Annotated in this window: 18 protein-coding genes; 1 reads left to right on the top strand and 17 read right to left on the bottom strand. The window is 45.0% G+C overall.

All coding sequences use genetic code 11. The features are described from left to right. The 9 genes from fmt to ACZ43M_RS09805 form a co-directional block, all read right to left on the bottom strand. The gene (gene fmt / locus ACZ43M_RS09845; RefSeq protein ID WP_464507227.1) at positions 1-945 is read right to left on the bottom strand and encodes a methionyl-tRNA formyltransferase; all 945 of its coding nucleotides are present in this window, start codon (positions 943-945) and stop codon (positions 1-3) included. After that, entirely contained in the window at positions 946-1428 is a 483-nt protein-coding gene (gene def, locus ACZ43M_RS09840) for a peptide deformylase (RefSeq protein ID WP_464507226.1), read from the bottom strand. Positions 1429-1487: 59 nt separating this feature from the next. Beyond that, positions 1488-3899, bottom strand: a complete 2412-nt coding sequence (gene priA / locus ACZ43M_RS09835; protein ID WP_464507225.1) for a primosomal protein N' — start codon at positions 3897-3899, stop codon at positions 1488-1490. After that, positions 3896-5110 (bottom strand): bifunctional phosphopantothenoylcysteine decarboxylase/phosphopantothenate--cysteine ligase CoaBC, encoded by a 1215-nt coding sequence (coaBC, locus tag ACZ43M_RS09830; protein ID WP_464507224.1) that lies wholly within the window; start codon positions 5108-5110, stop codon positions 3896-3898. Before coaBC ends, priA begins: the two co-directional genes overlap by 4 nt. 145 nt (positions 5111-5255) lie before the next feature. Further along, positions 5256-5474, bottom strand: a complete 219-nt coding sequence (gene rpoZ / locus ACZ43M_RS09825) for a DNA-directed RNA polymerase subunit omega (RefSeq protein WP_464507223.1) — start codon at positions 5472-5474, stop codon at positions 5256-5258. 1 nt (position 5475) lies between these two features. Then, a complete protein-coding gene (gmk, locus tag ACZ43M_RS09820) occupies positions 5476-6090 on the bottom strand; it encodes a guanylate kinase (protein WP_464507222.1) in 615 nt (204 codons plus the stop codon). A 12-nt stretch (positions 6091-6102) separates the two neighbouring features. Further along, entirely contained in the window at positions 6103-6366 is a 264-nt protein-coding gene (gene remA / locus ACZ43M_RS09815; protein ID WP_464507221.1) for an extracellular matrix/biofilm regulator RemA, read from the bottom strand. A gap of 60 nt (positions 6367-6426) precedes the next feature. Next, positions 6427-7302 (bottom strand): YicC/YloC family endoribonuclease, encoded by an 876-nt coding sequence (locus ACZ43M_RS09810; protein ID WP_464507219.1) that lies wholly within the window; start codon positions 7300-7302, stop codon positions 6427-6429. 222 nt (positions 7303-7524) lie between these two features. Beyond that, on the bottom strand, positions 7525-10203 hold the full coding sequence (locus ACZ43M_RS09805; protein ID WP_464507218.1) for a calcium-translocating P-type ATPase, SERCA-type: 2679 nt from the start codon (positions 10201-10203) through the stop codon (positions 7525-7527). A gap of 170 nt (positions 10204-10373) precedes the next feature. Between ACZ43M_RS09805 and ACZ43M_RS09800 the strand changes: the two genes are divergently transcribed. Further along, complete coding sequence (locus tag ACZ43M_RS09800) at positions 10374-12089, top strand: Rqc2 family fibronectin-binding protein (protein WP_464507217.1); 1716 nt, start codon at positions 10374-10376, stop codon at positions 12087-12089. A 201-nt stretch (positions 12090-12290) separates the two neighbouring features. Here ACZ43M_RS09800 and pyrE read toward each other — a convergent pair whose 3' ends face one another. From pyrE to ACZ43M_RS09760, 8 genes are read right to left on the bottom strand one after another with little or no spacing between them, the layout of a single operon-like run. Then, positions 12291-12932, bottom strand: a complete 642-nt coding sequence (pyrE, locus tag ACZ43M_RS09795) for an orotate phosphoribosyltransferase (RefSeq protein WP_464507216.1) — start codon at positions 12930-12932, stop codon at positions 12291-12293. After that, a complete protein-coding gene (pyrF, locus tag ACZ43M_RS09790; protein WP_464507215.1) occupies positions 12929-13645 on the bottom strand; it encodes an orotidine-5'-phosphate decarboxylase in 717 nt (238 codons plus the stop codon). Before pyrF ends, pyrE begins: the two co-directional genes overlap by 4 nt. Next, positions 13617-14558, bottom strand: a complete 942-nt coding sequence (locus tag ACZ43M_RS09785) for a dihydroorotate dehydrogenase (RefSeq protein WP_464507214.1) — start codon at positions 14556-14558, stop codon at positions 13617-13619. Before ACZ43M_RS09785 ends, pyrF begins: the two co-directional genes overlap by 29 nt. Continuing rightward, positions 14555-15328: a dihydroorotate dehydrogenase electron transfer subunit gene (locus ACZ43M_RS09780; protein ID WP_464507213.1), complete on the bottom strand. Its 774-nt coding sequence runs from the start codon at positions 15326-15328 to the stop codon at positions 14555-14557. Before ACZ43M_RS09780 ends, ACZ43M_RS09785 begins: the two co-directional genes overlap by 4 nt. Next, positions 15325-18531: a carbamoyl-phosphate synthase large subunit gene (gene carB, locus ACZ43M_RS09775; protein ID WP_464507212.1), complete on the bottom strand. Its 3207-nt coding sequence runs from the start codon at positions 18529-18531 to the stop codon at positions 15325-15327. The genes ACZ43M_RS09780 and carB overlap by 4 nt, the downstream gene beginning before the upstream one ends. Continuing rightward, positions 18524-19615: a carbamoyl phosphate synthase small subunit gene (locus tag ACZ43M_RS09770; protein WP_464507211.1), complete on the bottom strand. Its 1092-nt coding sequence runs from the start codon at positions 19613-19615 to the stop codon at positions 18524-18526. The genes carB and ACZ43M_RS09770 overlap by 8 nt, the downstream gene beginning before the upstream one ends. After that, the gene (locus ACZ43M_RS09765) at positions 19612-20898 is read right to left on the bottom strand and encodes a dihydroorotase (protein ID WP_464507210.1); all 1287 of its coding nucleotides are present in this window, start codon (positions 20896-20898) and stop codon (positions 19612-19614) included. The genes ACZ43M_RS09770 and ACZ43M_RS09765 overlap by 4 nt, the downstream gene beginning before the upstream one ends. Further along, positions 20858-21799 (bottom strand): aspartate carbamoyltransferase catalytic subunit, encoded by a 942-nt coding sequence (locus ACZ43M_RS09760; protein WP_464507997.1) that lies wholly within the window; start codon positions 21797-21799, stop codon positions 20858-20860. The genes ACZ43M_RS09765 and ACZ43M_RS09760 overlap by 41 nt, the downstream gene beginning before the upstream one ends. Positions 21800-21843 lie beyond the last annotated feature (44 nt).

Below are 21843 nucleotides of genomic sequence, written 5' to 3'. Positions count from 1 at the left end.
TCATTCTCCTAGTTTACTGCCTGCTGATAATTTGGATCCTGCTCCCCTTAAAAATTGTTCACCAGTCATTTTCGTTTTCCCAGCAGGCTGCAGTTCGGTAATTTTTATCGCAGTTTCATTGCCGCTGCTGACAATGATGCCATCCTGTTCAATTTTTATGACAGTTCCAGGCGTTTCGTGTTTCATTGCCTTAACTTTTTCAGCCCGCCATATTTTTATTACCTGACCGTCCAATGTTGAAAAAGCTACCGGCCACGGATTTAAGCCGCGGATATGATTATAAATTGCCTCTCCTGGACTCTCCCAATTTATTTTCTCCTGCTCCCGTTTAATGTTTGGAGCTAGTGTTGCTTCACCGTCATTTTGCGGTATCGGTTTGAGCTTGCCGGAAAGCAGTTGTGGTAAAGTATTTGATAACAGTATTGCCCCTGCTGCGCTAAGCTTATCGTGAAGTGTCCCGACGTTATCGTCTTCTGCTATGTCAACTTCCACCTTTGCCAGCATGTCACCTGCATCCAATTTTTCGACCATATACATAATGGTGATTCCTGTTTTTGGTTTACCTTGGATAATTGCATAATGAATCGGGGCACCGCCGCGCAATTCGGGAAGAAGAGAAGCATGAACATTAATGCAGCCGTGTGCAGGAGCTTCTAGCAGTTGTTTCGGCAGGATTTGTCCAAATGCTGCGGTTACAATTAAATCCGGCTTTAATGCAAGGATTTTCTCAAGTTCTTCCGGGTTCCTGATTTTTTCAGGCTGCAGTACAGGAATCCCCTGTCTTTCCGCTTCAACCTTAACAGGAGGAGGCGTTAATACCTTTTTCCTGCCAACCGGCCGGTCAGGCTGGGTTACGACGCCAATCACCTCGTAACCGTCTTCGATGATTCTCCTTAAGATTGGCACTGAAAAATCAGGCGTGCCCATAAACACAATTTTCGTCATTTACGCTTCTTCTCCTTTTAACTCATCTTCCTCCATGTACCTTGTCACCTTTGATGTAAATAGAATCCCGTCCAAGTGATCAATTTCGTGCTGGATGGCCCGGGCAAGAAACCCTTCTGCTTCAAGAATGTATTTTTTGCCTTTGCGGTCAAATGCTTCGAACTTTACGTAATTAGGTCTCGATACCTCTCCAAATAACCCGGGAAAGCTTAAGCAGCCTTCCGGACCGGTTTGCTCTCCTGAGGTTTCGAGAATGATGGGATTAATCATTTCAATTGTACCGAATTCATCATCAATATCGACAATGGCCACCCGTGCATCAAGTCCAATTTGCGGGGCAGCAAGCCCGACCCCGTCATATTCAATCATCGTATCGTACATATCATCAAGGGTTTTGGCCAGTTTTCGATTAAACACTTCTACCTCTTTACATTTTGTCTCGAGAATCTCTGCTGGGTAGTTTACTATTTTTCTAATTGCCAAATTAGTTCCTCCGTTTCAATCTCGTTCCCATTTAATATATATTAATCATTTTTACCAGATTACATCAGGATAAACGGATTAACGTCAACCGATACCAATAGTCCATTTTTCGCTTCTTTTTGGTACTGATCCAAGATTGTTTTTAACGTCCTGGTCAAGTTGGGTTCCCGTTTGTATTTTATCAGACATTGATAACGGTATCTATTATTAATCCTCGCGATTGGCGATACTGCCGGGCCAAGGATTACCGCTTCATTTGAGAGTTGGGTTCGCACATAGTTTGCAACTTTTTCCGTTGCCGACACGACCGTCAACAACTGTTCATGGCTAATGGTAATTAATGCCAAGTAATAAAATGGAGGATAGTGGCGCATCTTCCGGACCAGCATTTCCCGCTGGTAAAATTGGTCGAAATCCTGCTGGCCGGCAAGTTCGATACTGTAATGCTCAGGGGTATAGGTTTGAATTATGACCTCTCCGGGTAATTGATGCCGTCCTGCCCTGCCGCTAACCTGTGTTAATAATTGAAACGTTTTTTCAGACGAGCGAAAATCCGGCAAATGCAGCATTGTATCGGCAGATAACACACCAACGAGTGTGATGTTGGGGAAATCGAGTCCCTTGGCAATCATTTGCGTCCCGAGGAGAATATCGGCTTTCCCTTCCTGAAAATCCTTTAACAGCCGCTCATGCGCCCCTTTCCGCCCTGTTGTATCAACATCCATGCGAATGACTCTTGCTTCAGGGAGGACTTTTCCAAGCTCCTCCTCAACCTTTTGTGTCCCCGTTCCAAAATAACGGATATACTCACTTGCACACTCGGGACAGACTCTTGGTACCACCGCTTCAAAACCGCAATAATGGCATTTCATTTGAGCGCCTGCCCTGTGATAGGTCAGAGAAATATCGCAATTTGGGCAGTTTACCACATACCCGCAATCCCTGCACATAACAAACGAAGAATGACCCCGTTTATTTAAAAACAACACAGCCTGCTGCTTTTTGGCAATCCGGTCCTGCAGCATTTCAAACAGTTTTCTCGAAAACATCGAGCGGTTTCCCGACCTCAGTTCCTCACGCATGTCGATAATTTCGACCGCAGGGAGAGCCTGATTATTCATCCGGGTTGGCAGGTTCAGCAAGTGGTAAACATTCTTTTGGGCTCTGGCAAATGATTCCAGCGATGGTGTGGCACTGCCAAGCACAACCGAACAGTGATTGGTTTGGGCCCTTCTGATCGCGACATCACGGGCATGATAACGAGGCATATCCTCCTGCTTGTAGCTTGTTTCATGCTCTTCATCAATAATAATAATGCCGATATTTTCAAATGGAGCGAAAATGGCAGACCTGGCACCAACCACGACCTTAACCTGTTTACGCTGAATTTTACGCCATTCATCATATTTTTCACCCGCAGACAATCCGCTGTGCAGTACGGCAACTAAATCACCGAATCTCCCCTTAAACCGGTTTACCATCTGCGGCGTCAGTGAAATTTCTGGAACAAGGACGATCGCTTCTTGACCCTTATCGATGACTTCTTGAATCGATTGTAGATAAATCTCGGTCTTTCCGCTACCTGTTACCCCATAAAGCAAAAAAACTTCATGCTCACTTTTTTCAATAGCATTTAATATTGGTTTAATGGCTGTGGTTTGGGCCTGGGTTAATGGCAATGGCGTTGTTCTTTCGAACTCTCGGTGTTGGTATGGGTCGCGGTAGACTTCCATATCCAATTCAGCAACAAGCTGTTTATCCACAAGCGCTTTAACCACAGCGGAGGACACCTTTAACTTAGCCGTTAACTGCCTTAATTCAATTGGCTGTTCATGTTCCAAGAAAAATTGCAATACTTGTTTTTGTTTTTCCGCATTGGCCGGCAGCCGCTCCAGTTCTTTGTTGATTTGCCCCGCACCGACAAGCGGACGAACGAATTTGACCAGCTTTTTTCTAACCTTGTCTTTTACCTCATAGATTACTTCCAGCAATCCCTCAGCTGCCTGCCGCTGCAGCAGTGACACAATATTATGGGTCAAGGCAGATTCCCAGTCAAGGGTCTTCCCGTTCTCAAAATATGGCCATAATGATTCCGGCAATTGCCCTGGCTGCACTCCGTCCGCCAGCCGAACTTTTTTTTCGTATTTTGCCTTCAAAGCTGCCGGAAGCATGACTTGATAGGCAAAAATTTTAAAACAAAGCGTGTGGTCAGTCAGCCAATCGCCAAGCTGGAGCAATTCATGATTTAAAACCGGTTCAAGGTCCATTGGCTCTATGATTTCCCGCAGTTGTTTAAAATCAGACTCTGTCTTTAGCCCCGTCACAAAGCCTTGAATATTTCTTGGACCGAATGGGACGATGACTCTCATTCCCGGCTGAATAACATCTTGCCACTTTTTAGGAATCAGATAATCAAACGATTTATCCGTTTGTTTTGTCGGTACATCCACTATCACACTGGCAATTTTCATTCTTTATTCATTTCCTTTAGTAAAGACGCAATTTCTTCGAGAATTTTCCCGGCAACGGCAGTTTTTGACATTAACGGTAATTCCGCTTTTGAACCATCCCGTTTAAACATCGTTACAATGTTTGTATCCGTGCCAAAACCGGCTCCTTCCGATTTTACATTGTTAGCGACAATCATATCGGCATTTTTCGTAAATAGCTTTTTCTTGGCATATTCTTCGACTTTGTTGGTTTCCGCTGCAAAACCAATTAATAATTGGTGTTTCTTCCGTTGCCCCAGCTCGAACAAAATATCTTTTGTTCTTTCCAACTCAAGCAGTGTGTCGCCTGCCTGTTTTTTCACCTTCTGGTCATGGGCGACTTTCGGGCGATAATCAGCGACCGCTGCTGTTTTGATCACAACATCCGCGCCATCAAAACGTTCCAATACCGCTTGATACATATCTTCGGCACTCTCTACTTTAATCAATTCAACTCCCGCAGGTGCTGGAAGTCCGACAGGACCAGAGACCAGAACAACGCGGGCCCCCTGTTTTTTTGCCTCCTCAGCCAGTGCATAACCCATTTTTCCACTTGAGTGATTGGAAATAAACCGGACAGGGTCAATCTTTTCCTTTGTTGGTCCCGCTGTGAGCAAGATCGTTTTTCCTGCCAGCGGTTTCACTTCACTGCTTGTAAAGTAGTCTTGGATTAGTGCCACAATTTTCTCTGGCTCTTCCAACCTACCTTTTCCAATGTAACCACAGGCAAGGTAGCCTTCGCTCGGCTCGATAAATTGGCAGCCATATTCGGTTAATGTCGACAGGTTCTTTTTAACGGCAGGATGGTCATACATATGTACATTCATTGCCGGAGCAATCCATACCGGGGCAGTTGTCGCAAGAAGGGTAGTTGTAATCATGTTATCGGCAATTCCCCCCGCCAATTTCGCAATGGTATTGGCTGTGGCCGGTGCAACCAGAACTAAGTCCGCCCAGTCCGCCAGGTCAATATGGGCAATTACCTTTGGGTGTTTCTCATCGAATGTATCAGTGTATACTTCATTACGTGATAATGCCTGAAATGTCAACGGGGTGACAAATTTTGCTGCGGAGTCACTCAAGATGACTTTTACCTGGGCACCCGCTTGGACTAGCTTACTTGTCAGGGCTGCAGCCTTATAAACGGCGATTCCACCCGTAACACATAACAGGATCCTTTTATCGTTTATCATACAAATTCCCCGCTTTCGAACAGATTTTCTTTCTTCTATTATGCTGTAATACAAGCATTTTTTCACCTTTTTCCTACCCAATATCGACAGAATCTTTTAAAGGCAATAAAAAAGGGCTGACAATCGTCAGTCCTTTTTACGCTTGTTATTCAGCAGATTGTTCAGCTTTTTTTGAAATTCGATAGGTCAATTCGCCGCTGTAGATTTCCTCAAGCGCCTTGCCGACATGTTTATGGGAAACATATTTTGGCAATCTTTCATCTTTCACCTGTGACATTACGCGAGCGCGTTTGGCAGCAACAGATACTAGTGAGTATTTTGAATCGATTTTTTCAAGTAATGAATCAATAGAAGGATATAACATATTATTCTACCTCCAGCAATTTTTTATAACGGCCTTCTACTCGTTCCCGGCGGCAATGCTCTGCAGTTACAATCGCTTTAATCCGCTCACAGGCGAGCTCTACCTGATCATTTTCCACTACATAATCATATAATTCCATCATTTCGATTTCTTCACGAGCCGTCAGCATCCGATTATGAATGATATCGTCCGTTTCAGTTCCTCTGGTCACAATCCGATTTTTCAATTCAGTAAGGCTAGGCGGCATAAGGAAAATAAATAAGCCCTCAGGGAATTTTTCACGTACCTGCCGGGCACCCTTAACTTCAATTTCAAGAAATACGTCCTTGCCGTTATCGAGAGTTTGGCGGACATAGTCAACAGGTGTTCCATAATAATTATCGACAAATTCCGCATATTCCAAGAGCTTGCCATTTTCGATCAAATTCTCAAATTCTTCTCTTGTTCTAAAAAAGTAATCGACCCCGTCCACTTCACCGGTCCGCGGCTTTCGTGTCGTTACTGAAATCGAATATTCAAATGCGGTATCGGGTTGCGAAAAAATTTCCTTCCGAACCGTTCCTTTTCCGACTCCCGATGGTCCGGACAATACAATCAGCAATCCTTTTTCTTGCATATTTTTTAAATCCTACCCTTCATCAATAGTGTCCTCGCGGTCCGTTAAGCGATGAGCAACCGTTTCCGGCTGTACCGCCGACAGAATCACATGGTCTGAATCCATTACGATTACCGCGCGAGTCCGCCTGCCATATGTTGCATCAATTAGTGAGCCCCGATCCCTGGCATCCTGAATGATTCGCTTGATCGGCGCCGATTCAGGACTAACAATGGAAATAATCCGATTAGCGGAAACAATATTGCCAAATCCAATATTTATTAATTTTATTGCCATGATCATCATCCAATCATCAATAATATATTTTGACCGTGTAAAACCTTTTCTAAACGGGCTTTACTCGATATTTTGAACCTGCTCCTTTACCTTCTCAAGTAAACTTTTAATTTCCACCACGATTCTGGCAATATTAGCGTCATTGGCCTTGGAGCCGATTGTGTTGGTCTCACGGTTCATTTCCTGAATAAGAAAGTCCAGCTTTCTGCCTATTGGATCAAGTTCATTCAGCGTCTGGACAAATTGCCCAATATGACTCTTTAAGCGGGTAATTTCCTCATTAATATCGGCCTTTTCAGAAAAAATCGCGACCTCTGTAACCAATCTTGTTTCATCTACTTGTCCATTCGCAAATTCTTGCATTCTCTTAGTTAATCGATCTTTATATAACTGAACGACAGAAGGGGCATATGTTTGCAGATCGGCCAAATGATTTTGTATTTCAGCAATGATGTCAAGCAAGTCCCGCTTTAATTCTAGACCTTCGGCCAGGCGCATTTGCTTGAGCTGAATAACAGCTTCCTCTACTGCAGCTAGAACTAACTGGTCAAGTTCCGCATTATCAGTTTCGCTTTCTTCAATATGTACAAGGTCAGACCGTCCCAGCAAATCCTCAAGCGTAATACTGCCTTCAATCCCGTATTTATTTTGCGCTTCTTTAATGAATTGAAAGTATTCCTGGATTAAGTTCCAGTCCACCTGAAGCTTGCGGGAAGTAACACCTTGTCCCTCCAAACTGATAAAAACTTCAATTCTACCACGCCCAATATGTTCATTAAGTGCTTTTTTAATTTTATCTTCTATTTTTAATAGCTGTCTGGGCATGCGGATATTGTATTCACTAAAACGATGATTCACTGTTTTAATTTCCACATTGACGCTGCAAGATTGTGATTGTGCCCTTGCCCGTCCAAAGCCTGTCATACTAAAAACCATTTATTGCACATCCATTCATTAAAATGTTCAGCGAGGCTGCTACCTGAAATACTCCCTTGCAGCCTTGCGGAATGGCGCTAGCCGTGGAGCACCTAGCTTCTTCGTACTTGCTTCCTCTACGGCTTATAATCCGAAGAACTAGGCGCGCAGCAACTAAATTAAATGAAAAAAAACCAAAAGGCAATAGATTGGATTCTATTACCTTTTGGATTATAACACACTTTATTTCGATTTTCTTAATAAAAATGAGCCGGCTAGTAAAAAAGTTGGTATTGCAGATAGCCCGACAATTAACAGCCAATCTTTGGCCGCAATCGGAAGGGTATGGAACACCGGCTGCAGCGGCGGATAATAGATGACGACAAGCATTAACAGCAGTGAAGAAATAACCGCCCATACCAAGTACTGATTGCCAAACGGATTTCTCGACAACACTGATTTTTCACTGCGGCAGTCAAATACATGGATTAGCTGTGCCATAACCAGTGTGGCAAACGCGATTGTTTGGGCATATTCAAGCTGCGAAGGGGCATTTTGATAGACAATCATAAACGCCATTAGGGTAACAAGTCCGATTAAGAAACCACGTGATATTACTTTCCAGCCAAGTCCACGGGAAAATACTCCTTCATTCGGACTTCTAGGTCCTCGTTTCATCACGTTTTCTTCTGGCCGGTCAAGCCCTAGTGCCATTGCCGGGAGTCCGTCTGTCACCAAGTTTACCCAAAGAATTTGAATTGGAACGAGCGGCAGCGGCAGGGCAAGCAGCATTGCGAACAACATAACCAATATTTCACCGACATTCGATGCCAGCAAATACCGGACAAATTTACGGATATTTTCATAGATATTTCTGCCTTCTTTGATCGCGGCTTTAATCGTGGCAAAATTATCGTCGAGCAGCACGAGCGCAGATGCTTCTTTAGCAACATCAGTACCGGTAATTCCCATCGCAACACCGATATCAGCCGCCTTTATTGCGGGTGCATCATTCACGCCGTCACCCGTCATGGCAACAATATGGCCGCGATTTTGCAGGGCATTGACAATTTTCAGCTTATGTTCAGGCGAAACCCTGGCAAAAACAGACACATCCTCGACTACTTCTTCAAGGTCAGATACTGACATTTCCGACAATGCCTTGCCATCAAGGACTTTGCTTTTCTTCGTTAAAATTCCCAGCTGGGCAGCGATGGCCTTAGCAGTAATCACATGGTCTCCGGTAATCATAACCGTTTTAATTCCTGCTTCTTTACATTCCTGAACAGCAGCCTTCACTTCCGATCTTGGCGGGTCAATCATGCCCTGTACACCAATAAAAGTTAATTTGCTTTCCGCTTCCTGCTCGCTAAAAATAACAGTATTCGAAGATATCGGCTTAAAAGCAATGGCAATTGTCCTAAGTGCCTGTGAAGCAAGATTGTCGATTGCATTTTGAACTTTCGCTCCTGTTTCCTTATTTAAATATTGGTTCCGTCCATCCCAAAGAATCGTTTCACTAATTCCCAAAATAACATCCGGAGCCCCTTTTGTTACAATAAAATGCCGGCCATTTTTGTCTTTGACGTGGATGCTCATCATTTTCCGGGCAGAATCAAACGGAAATTCCTTAATAATCGTAAACTCTTCCAATAATTTTGGCCTGTTAAACCCGGCCTTCATCGCACTAACAAGCAACGCCCCTTCAGTTGGATCCCCGTCAAGGATATACTCATCATCTTTAAGATTCAAATCTGAATGGTTGCAGATCATCCCGAAAATAAGCATTTGCTGCAAGGCTTTTTCATCCCGAGGCTGAACCCTTTGGTCGTTGCGATAAAAATCGCCCTTTGGCTGGTAGCCGACCCCATCTACAGTCCATGTCTGGCCGCCGCTCCACAGGTGTGTTACGGTCATTTTATTTTGCGTCATTGTTCCAGTCTTGTCGGAGCAAATAACCGAGGCACAGCCGAGTGTTTCAACAGCCGGCAGTTTTCGGACAATTGCATTTTGCCTAATCATCTTTTGCACACCTAAGGACAGGGCAACGGTAACAATTGCCGGAAGCCCTTCAGGTATCGCGGCAACCGCTAGGGAAACTCCAGCAAGGAACATTGTATAAATGTCATGTCCTTGGATTACACCAACGACTACGACTAAAACGGTCAACAGCAATGCAACAGTAATTAATATTTTTCCTAATTGGGCAAGCCGTCGCTGCAACGGTGTTTCCTGTGCTTCTGCACTCTGGAGAAGCCCAGCAATTTGACCCATCGCCGTTTTCATCCCTGTTGCAATCACGACACCCATCCCGCTGCCTCTCGTAATCATCGTTCCCATGAATGCGGTATTTTCCATATCGCCAATGCCTGGATTAGCATGGGAGAGCGGATCATTATGTTTGGCGACCGGGACCGATTCACCCGTCAATGCCGATTCCTCAATTTCTAAACTATTTGATTGTATCACCCGAACGTCGGCACCAATCCGGTCACCACTTGAAAACTTTAAAATATCTCCGATGACGATTTCCTTGGAAGGAATCTTTAACCACTGGCCGTCCCTTAAGACATTTACCTGCGGGGCCGACAATTCCTTCAAAGCCTGCAGGGATTTTTCCGCACGCCGTTCCTGATAAAAACCAAGAATCCCATTTATTATGACAATCGCAATAATCGCAATCGCATCGATATATTCACCCAGCAGTCCGGATATTAAAGTTGCAGCAAGCAGCACCAAAACCATAAAATCTTTAAACTGGCTGAAAAATAACAGTAAGGCTGATTGCTTTTCTCCTTCTTCCAGTTCATTAAACCCATGTTGTTTTAATTTCTTGTTCGCTTCATTTTGTGATAACCCATTCGAAAAGTCGGTTTCTAAGGCCTTTTCTACTTGTTTTATCTCCATCTCATGGAACTTCATCCGACCATCTCACTTCCCCCTTTAATCATTCAGACTTGCTCTAAGAAAGCTTATTCGGGGTCGTCCAAAAAAATGCTACAGGAGAGAATTATTGGATAGTAATTTCCGACAGATAATCAAAAAGTAGGATATAATGAAGTCATAGTTTTTTTTAGTAAAGGATGTTTTTTATGTCATTTGATGGTTTATTCACAAAAGCAATGGCTGTTGAACTTTCCCGTTCTCTTAAAGGCGGACGAATTAATAAGGTACATCAGCCCTATAAAAATGAAATAATCTTAACGATTCGGGCCGGCGGGATTAATCATAAACTTCTGTTATCGGCCCATTCCAGTTATGCCAGAGCCCAGCTGACAAACGAGGCTTATGAAAACCCAAGTGAACCACCGATGTTTTGCATGCTGCTCAGAAAACATATTGAGGGTCATATTATCGAGGATTTATACCAAGTCGAAACAGAGCGGATGATTATTCTGGAGGTTAAGGGCCGTAATGAAATCGGTGATGTATCCTATAAGCAGTTAATCATCGAGATCATGGGCCGTCATAGCAATATCGTGCTTATTGATAAAACGCGCAACCTTATTCTTGACAGCATTAAGCATGTGTCGTTTGCCGTCAACAGCCACCGGGCGATATTGCCTGGTCATCCCTATATTTTTCCGCCTGAGCAGCATAAACAAAATCCATTCTCGGCGACAGTCGAGGATGTTTTACGAAAAATTGATTACAACGCCGGGCGGATTGACCGCCAGTTGGTTGAACAATTTGCCGGAACCTCGCCGCTGTTTGCTAAAGAAGTACTGTTTCAAAGCGGATTGGCAAACAGGACGACGATACCAGAAGCGTTTGTCACGTTAGTTAATCGGATTGCAGCTAATGACTTAGCACCGGCTATTATGTCTTCTGGCGGGAAAGAAGTGTTTTATTTGTTCCCGCTTCAGCACATTAACGGTGAAGTCCGTTGTTTTGCAAGTTTAAGCGAACTGCTTGACCGCTTTTATTTTGGCAAGGCCGAACGAGACCGGGTTAAGCAGCAGGGGCATGATATTGAACGGCTGATCGCCAATGAAAAAGAAAAAAATGAAAAGAAAATTGAAAAGCTTGAGGCGACATTGCAGGATGCTGAGCAGGCTGAGCAATTTCAGCGTTATGGTGAACTTCTAACCGCCAATTTATATGCGGCTAAAAAAGGCATGAAGGAAATACAAGTGCTTGATTATTATGATGAGGCAGGCGGCAGTATTGTGATTCCGCTTGACCCAAGGAAAACACCGTCCGATAATGCCCAGAAATATTTCTCCAGGTACCAAAAGGCGAAAAACTCTGTTTCAATTGTCATGGAACAGATTGAAAAAGCACGGGAAGAGGTCGCCTATTTTGAAACTTTGCTGCAGCAGGTTCAAACTGCCTCGCCGAAGGATGTTCAGGAAATACGCGAGGAGCTTGTTGAGGGCGGCTATATTCGCGAGCGCCAAAAACGCAATGGCAAAAAGCTGCAGAACGCAAAACCGGTGCTCGATTTCTTTATTGCCTCCGATGGCACAGAGATCATTGTTGGCAAAAATAATAAACAAAATGATTATTTGACCAATAAACTGGCCGCCCGGGATGAAATATGGCTGCATACGAAAGACATTCCCGGTTCGCACGTGGTTATTCGCAGCAAAGAGCCAGGTGAGCAGACGATTTTGGAAGCGGCCATGCTGGCAGCCTATTTTAGCAAGGCGCGAAATTCCAGTTCGGTACCGGTTGACTTTACAAAAGTACGCCATGTAAAGAAACCAAATGGGGCCAAGCCTGGATTTGTGATTTATGACAATCAGCAGACGGTATATGTTACACCGGACGAGGAAATGGTATTGAAATTGAAGAAAAATGGATGATTTGATGAGAAAAGCCCCGGTTTAGCGCCGAGGCTTTTTCGATTTACGCGGGAATGTGGAAAATATTGGAGTCATTCTACGTGATTTATGGTTAATTCTACAAGATTGATAGTTTATTCTACAATGTACTATGTTAATTCTACGTCAAATCCTTTTATTCTACGTGTTTTTAGGATAATTCTACAAAATCACCGAACAATTCTACAAAACCACTTCGAATCGCTTGCTCCACTCCCCTGGATCCACACTCCAAGTCAGCAGACTCTCCTGGTCGTCCGCACTAATATACCCTTTTTCAACCGCTGCCTCAACTAATGCTGGGAAATCTGTTAAAGAGCAGCTCAAGATTTCTTCCGCGGCAAAGGCAGCTTTCCCCTTCTCCAGACCATATGTGAAAATCGATACAACCCCGAGCACGTCACAACCTGCTTCGCGCAGTGCCTGAACCGCAGTGATGACACTTCCTCCGGTTGAGATTAAATCCTCTATAACGACGACCTTCTGCCCCGGATCCACTCTGCCCTCAATTTGATTGCCTTTACCATGACCTTTGGCTTTGGAGCGAACATAACACATTGGCAGGTCCATCAACTCACTTACCCAGGCCGCATGCGGAATCCCGGCAGTAGCCGTCCCGGCAACAACTTGCACTCCGCCAAATTTTTCTTCAATCAGTTTCTGCAAACCATTTGCAATCTCCCGGCGCACTTCAGGATAGGATAAGGTCAATCGATTATCACAATAAATTGGTGAGCGTAGTCCAGATGTCCATGTAAACGGGTCCTGCGGTCTAAGTGCTACAGCGTTTATTTCTAAAAGTTTTTCTGCAATTTTGTATTTCATGCTCTTTCTCCCTTCCATGCTTCCGTCCATTTTTGATAGGCTGCCAGCGGGTCAGCGGCCCTTGTTATCGATCGTCCAACCACAATCGAACCTACTCCTGCCTTTCTGGCAAACTCTGGTGTAACAACACGTTTTTGATCACCAGCAGCATCAGCAGCCATTCGGATTCCCGGACAAACTGTTAAAAAACTGGCTCCTGCCTGCTCTAGAATAGCTCCTGCCTCCCAGGCTGAACATACGACTCCATCCAAGCCGGCTGCCTTTGTCAGTGCAGCATAATGCAGGACCGATTCCTGCAATGAAACTGGAATCAACTGCTCCGCTCTCATCTGTTCCTGTGAGGTACTGGTTAATTGCGTAACCGCGATGCAATCTGGTCGATTGCGTCCGGATTGTGTTCCTGCCTGAAGCCCTTCTAGTGCCGCCTCCATCATCTCTTTTCCACCCGCTGCATGGACATTGACAAGGTCACATTCCAAACGAGCAAGCCCCTTCATGGCACCATATACCGTGTTTGGGATATCATGAAGCTTTAAATCCAGAAAAATGTGATGCCCTGAATCTTTTAACCTTTCAATGATCGAGGGTCCTTCCTGATAAAAAAGCTCCATTCCAACCTTTACGAACAAGGTTTCACCGGAAAAACGCTGCAAAAATTGCTCAACTTCCCTTATTCCAGGAAAATCAAGCGCGATGATAAGCGAATTGTCCATGCTGCTTCCAGCTCCTTCCCGTACATTCTCTGATATGTTCAAACCCTAATTGGTGCAGCAATTGTGGCAATTCATTAATAATAGTTGGACAAACAAACGGATCTACAAAGTTAGCCGTCCCTATCGCAACTGCACTCGCTCCGGCATAAAAGAACTCAATCACATCTTCAGCCGACGTAATCCCGCCCATGCCGATAATGGGTAAATCCACTGCTTGACTCACTTCATAAATCATTCGAATGGCTACCGGCTTAACAGCTGGGCCAGACAGACCTCCAGTACGATTGGCCAGAATCGGCTTGCCTGTTTTCAAATCGAGCCTCATCCCAACAAGCGTATTAATCATCGTAATTCCGTCTGCACCGCCGGCTTCAACAGCCTTAGCCATTTCAACGATATTGGTGACATTCGGAGACAACTTCACGTAAACCGGTACCTCGGATGCTTCCTTCACTTTTCTGGTCAATACCTTGGCCACTTCAGGAATCGTCCCAAAAGCAATCCCGCCTGTTTTGACATTTGGGCAGGAAATATTTAGTTCAAGTGCTTGAACATTTGGCGCTAGAGCCATTTCCCTGGCGACCGCTACATAGTCTTCTTCTGAGGAACCAGCGACATTTGCAATGATCGGTACGTCATACTGCTCCAGCCATGGAAGTTCTTCAGCGAGTACTTTTTCAAGACCGGGATTTTGCAGTCCAATTGCATTCAGCATTCCTGCCGATGTTTCCGCCACTCTTGGGGTTGGATTGCCAAACCTTGGTTCCACTGTTGTGGCTTTAATCATAATCGCGCCAAGGACACTTAAATCATAAAACTGGCTGTATTCACGGCCAAAACCGAAACAGCCCGATGCCGGCATGATTGGATTTTTCAACGATAAGCCTGGCAAGTCAATATTTAAAGTGCTCATAATACTACCTCCCCGGCCCGAAATACCGGCCCATCACTGCAGACTTTCTTATAGGCAACACCTGTAGAGTCATCCGCTTTCTTACAGACACAGGCAAAGCAGGCGCCAATCCCGCAGCCCATCCGCTCTTCCAATGATAAAAACATCTTTTTATCCGAGTAGCGGTCCTCCAATGCTTTTAACATTGGTGTCGGTCCGCATGCATAAATACTATCAAACTGAAAGCCCGCCATCACATCGGTGACAAAGCCTTTTGTCCCGTAGGAACCGTCAACTGTGGCAACATATGTCTCTCCAGTATGTGAAAATTCATTCTCATAAAAGACAGCACTTTCCGTTTGAAACCCGAGGACGTGGACCACTTTTACACCCTTTGACGATAATTGTTTAGAAAGTTCGTAAAGTGGCGGGACACCGATGCCTCCGCCGACGAGCAGAGCAGTATCCCCCGTGAAAACTTCATCAACCGGAAAACCATTTCCCAGCGGGCCGAGGATATCAAGCTTCATACCTGGCACCATTTCTGACATCAGCGTGGTGCCTTTCCCCTCCCTGCGGTAAATCATTGTAAATCGCTGTTGTGCTTTATTGAACGAAGCAATGCTGATTGGTCTCCTGAGCAGCGGATCCCAGCCCTTTCCAACGCGAATATGGACAAACTGACCTGGTGCTTGTATCTCACTGACCAATTGGGCTTGTAGTGTTAATTCAAAAATATCTGGGGCAATTTCCTTTTGGCTGATTACTGTTCCTAACTCTTTTCTAATCATGCCAAAACTGCCTCCTTTTCTGCCGCTGCCATTGGCTCAGCAGAAAAATTCATTGATTCAATAATGTTCAGGATCGCATTGGCGGTATCAAGCGAAGTTAAGCATGGGACACCATTTTCAACAGCCTCACGGCGAATTCTGAACCCGTCCCGCTGTGGCTGTTTACCTTTTGTTAATGTATTGATGATCAATTGTGCCTCACCCTGGTGAATGACATCCAATAACGTCGTTCCTTCACAGCCAATTTTTTCTACAACCTTTACTTGAAGTCCTTCGGCTTGGAGGACGGCTGCCGTACCACTTGTTGCCATTAAACGGTAGCCGCCTGCTGCAAATCTTTTGGCCAGCCTTATGCATTCTGCTTTATCTTTGTCGGCGACTGTGAATAAAACCGTGCCGAACTTTTGAATATTCATCCCGGACGCAACCAGGCCTTTGTAAAGCGCCTTTTCAAGTGTTATATCCTTCCCCATTACCTCACCGGTCGATTTCATTTCAGGTCCCAGGCTGATGTCAACACTCCGAAGCTTGGCAAACGAAAATACCGGCACCTTTACAAAAACTCCCGTCTTTTCCGGCACTAGACCAGTTGGATAGCCTTGTTCCGGCAGTGAGCGACCCAGGATGGCCTTTGTTGCGATTTTTGCCATTGGAACGTTGGTGATTTTACTTAAAAATGGGACGGTCCGGCTCGATCGTGGATTTACTTCGAGAACGAACACTTCGTTTCCGGTGACGACATATTGAATATTTAACAGACCGACAATTTTTAGCCCAATGGCTAATTTTTCTGTATAATTCACAAGCTTTTGTATTACTTCCGCAGACAGTGTTTGCGGCGGGTAAACAGCAATCGAATCGCCTGAATGGACTCCGGCTCGTTCGATATGCTCCAAGATTCCTGGAATCAGAACATTTTCTCCATCAGAAATTGCATCAACTTCAATCTCTTTGCCTGTTAAGTAACGGTCAATCAGAACGGGATGCTCTGGATTAATTCTGACCGCGTGTTCCATATATCGCAGCAATTCTTCCTTCTGATATACAATTTCCATCGCCCGGCCGCCAAGCACGTAAGATGGTCGGATTAACACCGGATAACCAATCTCTTCAGCAATCAGTACTGCCTCATCGACCGATAACGCTGTTTTTCCAAGCGGCTGCGGAATATTTAACTGCTGCAATGTATGTTCAAATTTATCCCGATCTTCGGAACGGTCCAGGTCTTCTAGACTGGTTCCAAGGATTTTAACGCCATTTTGGGCTAGACCAGCAGCGAGGTTAATCGCTGTTTGGCCGCCAAATTGAACGACCACTCCGACCGGCTGTTCCAGTTCAATGATGTGCATAACATCTTCGATGGTCAGCGGTTCAAAATATAGCTTGTCGGAGATGCTAAAGTCGGTTGAAACCGTCTCGGGATTATTGTTGATGATAATAGCCTCATAGCCTGCTTCTTTTATCGCTTTTACTGAGTGAACCGTTGCATAATCAAACTCAATCCCCTGGCCAATTCTAATTGGACCGGAACCGAGGACAATCACACTGTCGCGGTTCGTAACAATCGACTCATTCTCTTCTTCATAGGTGCCGTAGTAATATGGCGTTTCTGATTCAAACTCGGCAGCACAAGTATCAACCATTTTATATACCGGAAGCATCCCTTTTTGCTTTCGGAGGTAATGGATTTCGGATTCTGTGCTCTCCCACAGCTCGGCAATTTTTCTATCGGTAAACCCTTTTTGCTTCGCCTCCAGCAGAAGCTCCCCATGAAATGGATGTTGACAAAGCCTTGTCTCGAGTTCAATAATGCCTTCCATCTTCTTCAGGAAAAACAGGTCGATTTTGCTCCACTCATGGATATCCTCAATTGTAAACCCGCGTTTCAATGCTTCGGCAATATAGAACAGACGCTCGTCGCCTGCTTTATGAATTCGTTTCTCCAATAGTTCGTTATCAATTTCAGCAGCATCGTTTAATTCAAAGTGATAGACCCCCGCTTCCAATGAGCGAATCGCTTTTAGCAGCGACTCTTCAAAATTACGGCCGATGGCCATTACTTCACCGGTTGCCTTCATTTGCGTTCCAAGCGAGCGGTTGCCGGATTCAAATTTATCAAACGGCCATCTTGGGATTTTAGTAACGACGTAATCAAGGGCCGGTTCAAAGCTGGCATAGGTTTTGCCAGTGACCGGGTTCATCATTTCATCCAGTGTCAGTCCTACAGCAATTTTGGCGGCAAGCTTGGCAATTGGGTATCCGGTTGCTTTTGATGCCAGTGCTGAGGAACGGCTTACGCGCGGATTGACTTCGATAATATAGTAATCGAAGCTATAGGGATCCAATGCCAGCTGGACGTTACAGCCGCCTTCGATTCCAAGGGCACGAATGATTTTCAAGGATACATTTCGCAGCAATTGATATTCTCGGTCGCTCAGGGTTTGGCTCGGAGCGACAACTATAGAATCACCGGTGTGGACCCCAACCGGGTCAATGTTTTCCATATTACAAACGACAATCGCATTATCGCCTGAATCGCGCATAACTTCATATTCAATTTCCTTGTAGCCTGCGATGCTTTTTTCAAGCAAACATTGATGAACAGGGCTGTTTTTCAAGCCGCTGGTCACAATTTCCTGGAGTTCCTCCATAGTCTCGCAGATGCCGCCGCCTGTTCCACCCAATGTAAACGCCGGACGGACGATGACCGGAAAGCCAATTTTTTCAACGAATGCAACTGCCTCCTCTAATTCATGGACAATCTCACTTTCAGGAACAGGCTCATTTAGCTCATTCATTAAATCTCGGAATAATTCCCTGTCTTCCGCTTGGTGAATGGCAGACAGCTTGGTTCCAAGAATTTCAACACCGCACTCCTCAAGGACACCTGACTTATTTAGTTCAACAGCAAGGTTTAATCCTGTTTGGCCGCCTAGAGTTGCGACAAGTGCGTCGGGACGCTCCCTACGGATAATCCGGCTGACAAATTCGACTGTCAGTGGTTCTATATAGACTGCATCGGCAATTTCGGTATCTGTCATGATTGTCGCTGGGTTCGAGTTTACAAGAATGACACGGTAGCCTTCTTCTTTCAGTGCAAGACAGGCCTGGGTTCCGGCATAATCAAATTCTGCCGCTTGGCCGATGACAATTGGGCCTGAACCGATTACCAGGATGGAGTTAATATCTGTACGTTTAGGCATGGGAAGAAACCTCCTGTTTTTGTGCTTCAATCATCGCTAGGAATCTATCAAATAAACTGTTGGCATCCTCCGGACCTGGAGAGGCCTCCGGGTGATATTGAACCGTAAAGGCAGGATAGTCTAAGTGCTTTAACCCTTCAACAGTCTCATCGTTTATAGCAATATGGGTGATTTGCAGCCGCGTATTAGAAATTGATTTCCCATCAACGGTATAACCGTGGTTTTGCGACGTAATCGCAATTTTTCCGGTGGCCAAATCTTTTACCGGATGATTTGAACCGCGGTGGCCGAATTTCATCCGCTGGGTGTCGGCTCCGCAAGCTAGGGCAAATAATTGGTGGCCAAGGCAGATGCCGAATAAAGGAACTCTACCGAGTATTTCTTTAATCATTTGGACCCCTTCCGGAACATCTTTTGGGTCCCCAGGGCCATTGGTCAGCATCACGCCGTCCGGACGCAACTTCATGATTTCATCTGCTGTCATATGGTACGGAACCACAATGACATCACAGCCGCGATTATTGAGTTCCCGGAGGATTCCGTGCTTCATGCCAAAATCAACGACAACAATCCTTTTGCCGCGGCCCGGACTTGGGTATGGATTTTTCGTTGATACTCTGCGGACTTGATCAATTGGCAGCCTTGTCTGGCGTAATTTCCTCATGACTTCATCACGATCATTGTCAATGCTGCAAATGGCTCCCTTTAATGTGCCGTACTGGCGAATGATTCTCGTTAATTTGCGGGTATCAATTCCGGCGATACCAGGGATATTTTTCATTTTAAAATACTCATCAATTGTGAATTCACTTCTCCAGTTTGACGGATAATCACAGACTTCCTTGACAATGAACCCTTTTACTGCCGGATTAATGGATTCAAAATCATCCCGGTTAATCCCGTAATTTCCGATTAGCGGATATGTAAGCATGACGATTTGTCCGCAGTAGGATGGGTCTGACAAAATTTCCTGATATCCCGTCATTCCTGTATTAAACACCACCTCACCGATGGTATCCATGTGACTTCCAAATCCTTCACCAATAAAAATTGTTCCATCTTCCAAAATCAACTGTGCTTTCATGCTGTCACACTTCCTTTTTCCCAAACTACGTCCCCTGCCGCGATGGTCAGTACCGGCCAGCCTTTGCAGTTCCAGCCAGCAAATGGGGTATTTTTTCCTTTTGATAAAAATTCCTTAGGGTCAATTTTCCGTTCTTCATGCAGGTTTAACAATACAAGATCGGCTGGTGCCCCTTCAGCGATTTTTCCATATGGCAAGTTGAAGGCGGCCGCCGGCTTCTGAGTTAGGTAATATAGTAACTGCTCCAAAGAGATAATATTTTTCAAGACAAGATGTGTATATAGCAGCGGGAAGGCTGTTTCCAATCCAACGATTCCGAATGGGGCAAGTTCCATCCCTTCGCTTTTCTCTGCCTCTGTGTGCGGTGCGTGGTCGGTGGCGATAAAATCTAGCGTTCCATCGAGAAGACCTTGGATTAACGCTTCACGATCGGCAGCATCACGCAATGGCGGATTCATTTTAAAATTTGCATCAAGTCCCGGGATATCGTCTTGCGTTAATAACAAGTGGTGGGGGGTGACTTCGGCAGTGACCTTAATACCCGCACGTTTTGCGTCTCTGATAACTCTGACGGACTCTTTCGTACTGACATGGCATACATGATAGTGGCAGCCTGCTGCCTCTGCAAGTAAGACATCACGGGCAATTTGCACCGCTTCACACACCGAAGGAATTCCGTTTAAGCCATTTTGTTTAGAAAATGAGCCCTCATGGACACAGCCTTTATTGATTAAGGTATTATCCTCACAGTGAGCAACAATGGCCATATCTAGTTGGGCAGCTCTTTTCATTGCTTGGAGCATCATCCCCGCTGACTGAACCCCGACACCATCTTCAGTAAACGCAAATGCCCCTGCTGCCTTTAACGCGGCAAAGTCTGTCAATTCCTGACCCAATTGTCTCGTCGTAATCGAGGCATACGGAAGGACCCGGACATTTGCAGTCTCTCTAATCCTTTTTTGTAAGTCGTCCATTGTGGTTTCGCTGTCAGGCACAGGACGAGTATTTGGCATGTTGGCAATAGTGGTAAACCCGCCTCTCGCCGCGGCCATTGTACCGGTGGCGATGGTTTCTTTTTTCTCGCCGCCGGGTTCGCGGAGGTGAACGTGAAGGTCGATAAAACCTGGTGAAACTAATAATCCTGCTGCATCCATTTTGTGGTCCACGTTACTTTCAATTTTTTTATCGATTTTAGTGATGATTCCATTTTCTATTAAAATATCAGACTGTTTCTGTTGTCCGTCATACGCTATATAATTGGCGTTCTGAATAAGTAGTTTCATTTGTAACCCCTCCGTTTATACTTTCTAATGCTCTTTTTAGGACAGCCATTCTGACAAACACGCCATTTTCCATTTGCTTAAAGATTCTCGAACGCTTGCATTCTACTAGGCTATCGGCAATTTCAACATTTCGATTAACCGGGGCAGGATGCATAATAATGCTGCGCGGCTTCATGCTTCTTTCCCGCTCTAATGTCAAGCCGAATTTTTGGTGGTATTGGGCTGCTGTATAGCTTCCCTTCTTTTGATGCCGCTCATGCTGAACGCGGAGCAGCATCACAACATCAGCTTCTCTAGTCGCTTCATCAATTGGAATAAAACGGGATGTATGCAGACTGTGGCTGTCAAACCATTCTTCAGGACCTGAGAAGATGACATCACCGCCTAGCCGTGTCAAGGCATCGGCATTGGAACGGGCGACCCTGCTATGTCTGATATCCCCGATGATGGCAATTTTCAATCCAGAAAATGTGCCAAATTCTTGTTTGATGGTTAAGAGGTCAAGGAGGGATTGTGTCGGATGATGGCCGCAGCCATCTCCTCCATTAATCAGTGGAATATTTATTTTCTCAATCAACTCGTCAAAATAGCGATCTTGGCTGTGACGAATAACAATCGTATTGACGCCAATGGCTTCGAGTGTCTTCACCGTATCATAAAGCGTCTCACCCTTTTGCACGCTTGAAGTTTGGACTTCAAACGGAATTACACCCAAACCCAATTTTCTCTGTGCAACTTCAAAACTGCACTTCGTTCTCGTGCTATTTTCAAAAAAGAGATTAGCGGCAAACATTTTACTCTCCGGGCGCCAGGTCATTCCATTGGCAAAGTTTTGGGCATCATCGAGGATTCGGTATATCTCTTCAGCCTTTAACTCATTCGTCGTTAATAAATGATTCAGCATCCTTTTCCCCACCTTTATGTAAGTAAAAAAAATACCCTGAT

The organism is Neobacillus sp. B24 (assembly GCF_055381825.1).
Note: the sequence above shows the minus strand (reverse complement) of the source record. Positions and strands in the feature narration are given on the sequence as shown.

Coding starts and splice junctions, on each gene's coding strand:
- fmt (WP_464507227.1), bottom strand. CDS start 945: ATGACGAAAATTGTGTTTATGGGCACGCCTGATTTTTCAGTGCCAATC.
- priA (WP_464507225.1), bottom strand. CDS start 3,899: ATGAAAATTGCCAGTGTGATAGTGGATGTACCGACAAAACAAACGGAT.
- coaBC (WP_464507224.1), bottom strand. CDS start 5,110: ATGATAAACGATAAAAGGATCCTGTTATGTGTTACGGGTGGAATCGCC.
- rpoZ (WP_464507223.1), bottom strand. CDS start 5,474: ATGTTATATCCTTCTATTGATTCATTACTTGAAAAAATCGATTCAAAA.
- gmk (WP_464507222.1), bottom strand. CDS start 6,090: ATGCAAGAAAAAGGATTGCTGATTGTATTGTCCGGACCATCGGGAGTC.
- remA (WP_464507221.1), bottom strand. CDS start 6,366: ATGGCAATAAAATTAATAAATATTGGATTTGGCAATATTGTTTCCGCT.
- ACZ43M_RS09810 (WP_464507219.1), bottom strand. CDS start 7,302: ATGGTTTTTAGTATGACAGGCTTTGGACGGGCAAGGGCACAATCACAA.
- ACZ43M_RS09805 (WP_464507218.1), bottom strand. CDS start 10,203: ATGAAGTTCCATGAGATGGAGATAAAACAAGTAGAAAAGGCCTTAGAA.
- ACZ43M_RS09800 (WP_464507217.1), top strand. CDS start 10,374: ATGTCATTTGATGGTTTATTCACAAAAGCAATGGCTGTTGAACTTTCC.
- pyrE (WP_464507216.1), bottom strand. CDS start 12,932: ATGAAATACAAAATTGCAGAAAAACTTTTAGAAATAAACGCTGTAGCA.
- pyrF (WP_464507215.1), bottom strand. CDS start 13,645: ATGGACAATTCGCTTATCATCGCGCTTGATTTTCCTGGAATAAGGGAA.
- ACZ43M_RS09785 (WP_464507214.1), bottom strand. CDS start 14,558: ATGAGCACTTTAAATATTGACTTGCCAGGCTTATCGTTGAAAAATCCA.
- ACZ43M_RS09780 (WP_464507213.1), bottom strand. CDS start 15,328: ATGATTAGAAAAGAGTTAGGAACAGTAATCAGCCAAAAGGAAATTGCC.
- carB (WP_464507212.1), bottom strand. CDS start 18,531: ATGCCTAAACGTACAGATATTAACTCCATCCTGGTAATCGGTTCAGGC.
- ACZ43M_RS09770 (WP_464507211.1), bottom strand. CDS start 19,615: ATGAAAGCACAGTTGATTTTGGAAGATGGAACAATTTTTATTGGTGAA.
- ACZ43M_RS09765 (WP_464507210.1), bottom strand. CDS start 20,898: ATGAAACTACTTATTCAGAACGCCAATTATATAGCGTATGACGGACAA.